General features: G+C 56.5%; 8 protein-coding genes. 6 read left to right on the top strand and 2 right to left on the bottom strand.

The annotated features are described in order from the left end of the window. Window positions 1-621: tetratricopeptide repeat protein (locus VKV29_RS11825; protein ID WP_324201516.1), on the bottom strand; the 621-nt coding region annotated here is incomplete at its 3' end. Between the two features lie 582 nt (window positions 622-1,203). On the opposite strand from VKV29_RS11825, the gene VKV29_RS11820 reads away from it, so the two are divergent. The 6 genes from VKV29_RS11820 to ruvA all read left to right on the top strand — a co-directional run bounded on the left by VKV29_RS11820 (window position 1,204) and on the right by ruvA (window position 6,491). Beyond that, a complete protein-coding gene (locus tag VKV29_RS11820; protein ID WP_324201515.1) occupies window positions 1,204-2,547 on the top strand; it encodes a Gfo/Idh/MocA family oxidoreductase in 1,344 nt (447 codons plus the stop codon). Continuing rightward, window positions 2,544-3,467 carry a sugar phosphate isomerase/epimerase family protein gene (locus VKV29_RS11815; protein WP_324201514.1) on the top strand — a complete coding sequence of 308 codons (924 nt, stop codon included), beginning with the start codon at window positions 2,544-2,546 and terminating at the stop codon, window positions 3,465-3,467. The genes VKV29_RS11820 and VKV29_RS11815 overlap by 4 nt, the downstream gene beginning before the upstream one ends. 77 nt (window positions 3,468-3,544) lie before the next feature. Further along, window positions 3,545-4,330, top strand: a complete 786-nt coding sequence (locus VKV29_RS11810; protein WP_324201513.1) for a M50 family metallopeptidase — start codon at window positions 3,545-3,547, stop codon at window positions 4,328-4,330. A gap of 10 nt (window positions 4,331-4,340) precedes the next feature. Continuing rightward, the gene (locus VKV29_RS11805) at window positions 4,341-4,565 is read left to right on the top strand and encodes a double zinc ribbon domain-containing protein (RefSeq protein ID WP_324201512.1); all 225 of its coding nucleotides are present in this window, start codon (window positions 4,341-4,343) and stop codon (window positions 4,563-4,565) included. 416 nt (window positions 4,566-4,981) lie between these two features. Then, on the top strand, window positions 4,982-5,860 hold the full coding sequence (gene hisG, locus VKV29_RS11800; protein WP_324201511.1) for an ATP phosphoribosyltransferase: 879 nt from the start codon (window positions 4,982-4,984) through the stop codon (window positions 5,858-5,860). Window positions 5,861-5,864: 4 nt separating this feature from the next. Then, complete coding sequence (ruvA, locus tag VKV29_RS11795; RefSeq protein ID WP_324201510.1) at window positions 5,865-6,491, top strand: Holliday junction branch migration protein RuvA; 627 nt, start codon at window positions 5,865-5,867, stop codon at window positions 6,489-6,491. Between the two features lie 29 nt (window positions 6,492-6,520). Here ruvA and VKV29_RS11790 read toward each other — a convergent pair whose 3' ends face one another. Further along, window positions 6,521-7,210, bottom strand: a complete 690-nt coding sequence (locus tag VKV29_RS11790) for a prepilin-type N-terminal cleavage/methylation domain-containing protein (protein WP_324201509.1) — start codon at window positions 7,208-7,210, stop codon at window positions 6,521-6,523. Window positions 7,211-7,752 lie beyond the last annotated feature (542 nt).

Here is a 7,752-nt window from a genome sequence, read left to right as displayed (position 1 = left end):
AAAGGTGGTGGTTCTTGCCTGCAGCATGGCGAGCGCCTGCTTAAGGGTGGCAACATCTCCTTGACGTGCGGCCACCTGCAGAAGTTGCAACTGGGCGAAAAGGTTATCGGGGCGTTGTTGCAAAATGGCTTTAAGCTGCTGCAGTTCCTGTTGAAGCCCTGCCGGCGTGCCGAGTTGGTCGTAACTGTAGGCAAGTTCATAGCGAGCGCGAAGGTCGTTTGGGTTCAGTTGAACGGCCCTTTGGTAGTACTGAATGGCCTCGCCGATTTTGCCCTGTTGAAACGCAAGCAAGCCGAGCAACCGCTGAATAGCGCTGCTGTTGGGATCGAGTTGTTCGGCCTTCTGAAGGTATTGGGCAGCCTTTTGATAGTTAGGTGGTGAGGCACGCAACTCCATAAGGCCGAGGTCTGCCCATACTGCAGGCTCTTGCGGCGCGATTTCGCTGGCCAATTTGAGATATTTTTTGTCATGACCACCGTTATCTGCCACCTGCAGGGCGACACTGCCGATGGTGAAATCGGAGACCTGTTGAAGATAGGAAGCGTGGGGAGAACGGGAGCAACCGCAAAACCAAAAGATGCCGACGATCCATAGCAGGCCGAACCGTATTCGTTGAGACATAAGGGCCAAAGGAGACTCCATTCGTTACAGGTTAGCAGAAGTATCTTTTTCTAAATAAAGCGATTTTGCGAAGCCGCCTGGCCTCGCATGTTCGGCTAAATTATAGTCTAAGTTCCGAGGTCACGGCAAGGTGTTTTTTTGTGTTGAGAAATAGAGTTGCCAGTGGCATTCATAGAGATGCGCACGCGGAAACCATGTCATCTCAAATGAGGGGAAGGGCGTCGGCCTTGAGGGGAAGGGCGCCCTACCCCAGAAAATCTTGCGATTTTCTGGGGACCCTGTATCGGCCTTGAAGAGCCGATGAGATAGACGCCTGTCATTTCAAGCCAAAGATGAGATGAACAACTGTCATTTCGAGCCGAAGGCGAGAAATCTTAAGTTTCCATTCCCACCGGCCTTGAAAGGGAGGACGCCCTGCTTCGGAAATCTTGCGATTTACTAGGGACCCCTAGTCGGCCTTGAAGAAGCGGGCATCAGACCCTATGTTCTCTTTGGGCATGGTTTGGACAGCGGAAGCAGGAAAGAGGGGAACCGATGGGGAAGTTATCGGCAGTATTCTGGATTCCTAGTTGGGAGAGCGCTATGAAGCAGGAAGAGATCAGCCGACGCAAGTTTTTGCAGACTACCGGCGGGGCCGTTGCAGCAACCGCGCTGGGCGCGGCCGCCGAGGCGAAAGCGGCGCCTAGACGCAAGCGGGTCTCCGCAAACGACAAAGTGGTGTTGGGCTTTATCGGGGTGGCGGGGCGCGGCTATGGCGCGCACATGCAGACGTTTGGGCAGATGGAGGACGTTCAGATAGGAGCTGTCTGCGATGTTTACCAGCCGTATGTTGATCGCGCCGTGAAGTTTACCGACGGGAAAGCGAGGGCTTATCATGACTTTCGACAGCTACTGGAGCAGAAAGATATTGATGCCGTAGTGGTGGCCACTCCGCCGCATTGGCATCCCATTATCTCCATTTTAGCCTGTGAAGCCGGTAAGGACGTTTATTGTGAGAAGCCGATGAGCCGATACCCTATGGAGGCTCTTATGATGGCACGCGCCGCGCGCGTCTACAAACGCGTGACCCAAGTCGGTACCCAAATTCACGCCACGGAGAACTATCATCGGTGCGTTAACATCGTTCGTTCCGGCGCTTTAGGGCCGATTACAGCCGTTACCAACATCTGCACCATGAACGACGATTCGGAGGGACTCGATCATCCGGCCGATAGCGATCCGCTGCCGGGTTTGGATTGGGATTTCTGGCTGGGGCCTGCTCCCAAGGTTCCGTTCAATATCGGGCGCTTTCGCGACGGCATGCATCGCTACTTTAAGGACTATGTGAACAGTTGGCTGCACGAGCTAGGCCCACACATCGTCGATCTGCCCGTGTGGGCGCTTGAACTAGGTGCTCCGCTGGCCGTTTCTGCCAGTGGAGGGCGTTTTGCTACGACCAGTATCGCCGATGTGCCCGACACCTTGCATGTGATTTGGGAGTATCCCAACATGAACATGACTTGGGTGCTCATGCAGCAGAGCCGGTTCAATTTCGGTGTGGGGGAAATAGGGCCTTATCGCCAGTTGGGCGTTATTTTCCACGGAAAAGATGCCACCCTTATCGCCAACTACGATCTCTGCCAGGTTATAGATAAAAACGGCAAACCGGTCGAGCGCACGGACTATCCTGTGGTGGTACCGCCCTCTCCGGGGCATTGGCGCGAGTTTATAGATTGTATCAAAACGCGCCAGCAGCCTTCCTGTAATTTCGAGGCGCATCTGCCCCTTCATCTCGCCCTGAACCTGGCGCATACGTCTCTCTATGCCAACCGTAAAATCCACTGGGATAACACCAAATTTGAGGTCATCGCTGATCGCGAGGCCAACCATCTGCTGATGCCGCCCTATCGCGCCCCGTGGAAACTCCCTGTGGTGAAAGAAGCATGAAACCGAACCGCTCTCAAACCGATACGGGCATCAGCCGCCGCACCTTTGTATGGGGAACGGCCGGCGCAGCGCTGTTGGCCGGCCCGGCCGAGGCGCAGGAGACGGTGCCGACAGCGGAGCATGGCCCTCACAAGGCGGTGCTCTACTCCATGCTGCCGGAGAACCTCACGGTGGAGGAACGACTTAAGCTGGCGCGCGATGTGGGGTTTGAGGGGGTAGAGGCGCCGCCGCTTACCGACCCGAAAGAGCAGGAGCGTCTGCGGGCGGCCGCCGAGTCGGCCGGCGTGCGCATTCATTCGGTGATCTACGGCGGGTGGGACCCACCGCTCTCCAGTCCCGACCCGCAGGCCGCCGCGCAGAGCCTGAAAAATGCCGAAGCTGCCCTTCGGTGCGCCCAAGCGCTTGGTGCCGACGATATCCTGCTCGTGCCCGCCGTGGTAGACGCCAAAACGCGCTACGTGGAGGCCTACCATCGTTCGCAGCAGGCCATCCGCCGTCTGCTGCCCCTAGCCGAACAACTGAAAGTCAAAATCTGCCTCGAGGAGGTTTGGAACAACTTTCTGCTAAGCCCTCTGGAGTTTGCAGCGTTCGTCGACTCGTTTCGGAGCCGGTGGGTAGGAGCTTATTTCGATGTAGGAAACGTGGTTCCTTTCGCCTGGCCGCAGGACTGGATTCGCACCTTAGGGTATCGCATCCAGAAGGTGCATCTCAAGGACTTTAAGGGAGGGCCGGGGCTTTTCGGCGGCATCGGCGGTCATTTTGTGAACCTGCTCGAGGGCAGCATTGACTGGCCGGAAGTGCGACGGGCTTTTGCCGAGATCGGCTATACCGGCTATATGACTACCGAGCTTGCCGGCGGCGATGCGGCCTATCTGCGCGATGTGAGTCGGCGGGTAGACAAAATTTTGGCAGGCGGCTGAGCCTTAGATTCCGCATGGCGTGAAGCCATTTGCTGCGCAATTACGTAGAGGAGTGTAGGAGGAAATACGTTAAAACGATGAACAGCCCCCTATCCTCAGGTTCGGGGTCGGTGCGCTCCGGCATAGACCCGCTCGTCCGCTCACGCCTTATGCTGTTGCTGGCCACCGCGGTAACGGTGGTTTTACTTTTTATTCCGTATGCGCAGCAGATTCTCTACCCCCTACGGCTCTTTGTTACCTTTGTTCATGAAAGCGGCCACGCTTTGGCTACCGTCCTTACCGGTGGGCAGGTGGAGTATATTCGCATCGCGCCTTCCGGCAGTGGGGTCACCATCTCTGCGGTGTCACCCTGGGCGCAAGGCCTCGTGGACTCGGCAGGCTATTTAGGCGCCACTCTTTTTGGGGCGTTGCTGTTGCAGTTTGGGCGCCTGACACGTTGGCGCCATGCAGGCCGAGCCGTGCTTTATGCGGTTGCTGCCTACCTGCTTTGTGTGGTGCTTTTGTGGTGCAATCCATTTCGTAGTGGCGCTTTTACATTCATTACCGGGCTTTCGATTGTCGTGCTGCTTTTTTTAGCAGGGCGATTTGCCTCTCCACAAATTGCCGAGTTTCTGGCATCCTTTCTGGCCGTACAGTGCTGTTTGGATGCGCTTATTGACCTGCGCGTGCTGATTGGGCTTACTACGAACGATCTTGGTCAAAACGATGCCACCAACATGGCGCATGCCGTGGGGCTTACGGCCACCTTTTGGGCGGTGCTATGGGCTTTGGTGGCGATAGGCATTCTTACGCTTTCCGTCCTTAGCTATTGGCGTGGAACCGCTCGAAGGAGAAGGCAGGTGCCGATGGAAGTGGGTTTGTGAGGGGAAAGCGATGTTTTCTCAAGGCAGGGGTGTGCGTAAACAGAGGGCGGAGGAGGCCAGCGCATGCGAGCACTGTGGTGCGCTGGTTTACGGTGATACGCGTCGCTGTCCTCAATGCGGCCATTTTCCCATAAAGCTTCACCTGTGTCCACGGTGTAAAACCATTAGCGCTGCCGATGCCGAACGGTGCTGGCGTTGTGGTTATGTGTTTTTGCCAGAGCGCGACTATCTTTGAGGATCGTTGGCGAGAGCGGAAAAGGGTTGCTTTGATTATTTCCCGGAGGTTTCACAGAAAACCGTAAGTTGGCTTATTGGTCTCCCCTCCCCCTGCATGGGGGTGTTGGCATCCCATGTTGCCTCGAAGCAAAGCTGAGCGGTCTTCTCATTACTGAGGGGAAGGGCGTCGGCTGCAGAGCCAGTGGTACGACTGTCATTTCGAGCCAAAGGCGAGAAATCTTGAGTTTCAATTCCCGCCAGTTATGAGGGGTAGGGGGTGGAGCTGACAATCTCACGGTTCTAGAGTCAGTTAGCAGAGTGAGCCTATCCCATCCTTTCCCCTATGTTTCGGGGGATGCTAGCGTGCAGCTTCGGAGGGGCTTTGTGGGGTAAGGTATACTACGATAACTGCCAAATTTTTCGAGGACGAGAAACGTGGAAAGAAAGTTACGCATTGGGATACCTAAAGGAAGTTTGCAAGAATCCACTTTTGCCTTTTTCAAAAAGGCAGGCTATGAGTTTCGCATGAGCAGCGGGCGATCTTACCACCCGACGGTGGACGACCCGGAGCTGGAGCCGCTGCTGATACGCCCCCAAGAGATACCGCGCTACGTGGAACAAGGCATTCTGGACGCAGGCCTTACAGGAAAGGACTGGATAGAGGACAACGGGGCCGATGTGGAGGAGGTGGCCGAGTTTGTCTACTCTAAAGCTACACTAAACCCCATTCGTGTGGTATTGGCGGCAAAGAACGATTCGGGAATCAACTCGGTGCACGATCTGCAGGGCAAACGCATCGCCACAGAGTATGTTCGGCTTACCGAGCGCTACCTGCAGAGGCATGGGGTACATGCGCAGGTGGAGTTTTCGTGGGGCGCTTGCGAGGTAAAGGTGCCGGAGTTGGCCGATGCCATTGTCGTGAACACGGAGACGGGAAGCAGCCTACGTGCGCATGACCTCAAGATCGTGGATGTGCTTCTTGTCTCCACAACCCGTCTTATTGTGAATCGGGCCGCTTGGCAAGACGAATGGAAGCGCGCCAAGGTGGAAAATATCGCCATGTTGCTGCAGGGGGCACTAAACGCCGAGCAGCTTGTGGGGCTAAAGATGAACGTTCCCAAGGCGGAGTTAGAGCAGATTACCTCGCTGCTTCCCGCCCTGCGCAACCCTACAGTTTCCCCTCTGGCCGACCCGAACTGGGTGGCCATCGAGATTATTGTGGCAGAGAACACGGTCAGAGACCTGTTGCCGCGGTTGAAACGAGCCGGTGCCGAAGGCATTGTGGAGTATCCACTGAACAAGGTGATCTACTAAGGCAATGATCGCGCAGCTTCGTGGGCGGGTGGTGCGTGCGGAGGCCGGTGCGGTGGTGTTGGACGTTAACGGAGTGGGCTATTTGGTGCATGTGCCGACGCCGTTGCTTTCGAGCCTAAGCGCGTGTGAGGGCGATGTCACGCTGCTAACCCATCTTGTGGTGAGGGAAGATGAGCTGTCGCTTTACGGCTTTTCGCGCGCCACGGAGCTGCACATATTTCGGCTTTTGTTGAGCGTAAGCGGCGTAGGGCCAAAGGCCGCGTTGGCGTTGTTGTCGGCTCTCGAGGTAAGCGAGTTGGCCCGCGCCCTGTCTTCGGGGGATATAAAACTGCTTACCAAAGTGCCGGGGGTGGGGCCGAAACTGGCACAGCGGCTTAGCCTCGAGCTAGGCGACAGAGTTTCGGCGCTCGCTTTCGAGCAGCGTGTCGGGCAGGCTGTCGGCACCGGCGAGCGGACGGCCTTGGAGAATGCGGCGTGGGAGGATGCCATCGAGGGGTTGGTAGCGCTGGGCTACAGCCGTGCCGATGCTCGGCGAGCGGTGGAGCGCGTCTTTCCCGACTTGCCCGATCGAGCCGACGCCGCCGCGCTTCTGCAGGCGGGCTTGAAGTTGCTTACTTCGCGTAGGCAGTAGGTGCAGAGCCTTCCTTCACAGGGTTTGCCTCACGGCCCTAAAGGGCTATCCGGCACGCGCTGCCCCGGATTGTAGACCATGGCATACCATGGCCAAAATCCATCGCCCGGAAACTTGATCTGCAGCACCCGCACCGATCCATCGAGGTTCAGCCGAAGCGTGGTGCCCTCGCGCAGGTAGACGTTGGGTGGGTAGACGGGGTCGGAAGGAAACGTTTTCCTGAGTGGTGGATAGTTGGGAATGGGATAGCCGTGGTTGAAGTCGAGAATAACCCCTACCGAAGACGGAGGGAGGGCTAACAAGGCTTTCCACTCGTCATAGTTAGGTCCATCGTCACATCGGAAGGGAGGACAAGGCTCAAAGTAGCTGTAGGAAGAAGGGTAACGATAGTAGTAGTGTGGGGTGTTACCGGCATCCCAAAGCCAGTAGGCATAGTTCCCGGTGATGTCGTCGGGGCAGAGCAGCAGTTTGGGGGTGGAGACGTAGGTAGGCACCAGCCTATCAAGCAGGTAGGGCCGCTCTCCATTATAGTCTTCAAGATAGAGACGAAAGGCAATGCCGATTTGACGGAGGTTAGAGATGCAGACGGACTGTTTTGCCTTCTCTCTGGCGGAGGAGAGGACGGGGAAGAGGAGGGCAGCCAGTAGAGCAATGATGGCTATCACCACAAGCAGCTCGATGAGGGTGAAGCCTACGTAGGAACCGTTTCGTTTTGGCATCTTTGTAGCTCCTTTGGGAAAGGCACGAGCCAGAACCGTTTGCTGTCTGGCACGGCTCATAAAAGTGTTCGCATAGAAACATGTTTCCTTGCAACGCTCCAACGCTAGATGCCCTCGCGAGCATGTTCCAGAGTTTCTGCTCGCGAGGGCAGAGAGCCTGGTAGGTTAGGAGCCGGTACTTAGGCAAATTACAGGGCACACTACCGGCCCGGTTTGAGAATTGCAACATCCGGCTTGTACGGGGGACGAGCACCGAGTACAGACGACGGTGCCAGGCCCGTTGAGGTTTTTGCACATGTATTCCGCGTAGGCCATCGTATATTGCCAATACTGGCTCGTTAGTTGGCAGTTCATACTCTGTGCAACGCAGAAGGTCGCGGTTGGGCAGGTATGATAGGTCTTGCAGCTATAGCCCGTGGTGGGGCAGTTATCTACGATGTCGCCTCGAACGTTATTAGGGGCGCAGAGCGCGAAGGCGGCGAGACTAAGCACTGCCGACTGGGCTGCGGTGAGCAGGGTAGCCTACATCCGTTTCATGGTTC

Source organism: Chthonomonas sp. (assembly GCF_035294165.1).
GTDB lineage: Bacteria > Armatimonadota > Chthonomonadetes > Chthonomonadales > Chthonomonadaceae > Chthonomonas.
This window is presented reverse-complemented; position numbering and strand designations above follow the sequence as displayed.

Excerpts from the sequence above, each read along its gene's own strand:
- ruvA (WP_324201510.1), top strand. The coding sequence starts at position 5,865 with ATGATCGCGCAGCTTCGTGGGCGGGTGGTGCGTGCGGAGGCCGGTGCG.
- VKV29_RS11790 (WP_324201509.1), bottom strand. The coding sequence starts at position 7,210 with ATGCCAAAACGAAACGGTTCCTACGTAGGCTTCACCCTCATCGAGCTG.
- VKV29_RS11805 (WP_324201512.1), top strand. The coding sequence starts at position 4,341 with ATGTTTTCTCAAGGCAGGGGTGTGCGTAAACAGAGGGCGGAGGAGGCC.
- VKV29_RS11815 (WP_324201514.1), top strand. The coding sequence starts at position 2,544 with ATGAAACCGAACCGCTCTCAAACCGATACGGGCATCAGCCGCCGCACC.
- VKV29_RS11810 (WP_324201513.1), top strand. The coding sequence starts at position 3,545 with ATGAACAGCCCCCTATCCTCAGGTTCGGGGTCGGTGCGCTCCGGCATA.
- VKV29_RS11820 (WP_324201515.1), top strand. The coding sequence starts at position 1,204 with ATGAAGCAGGAAGAGATCAGCCGACGCAAGTTTTTGCAGACTACCGGC.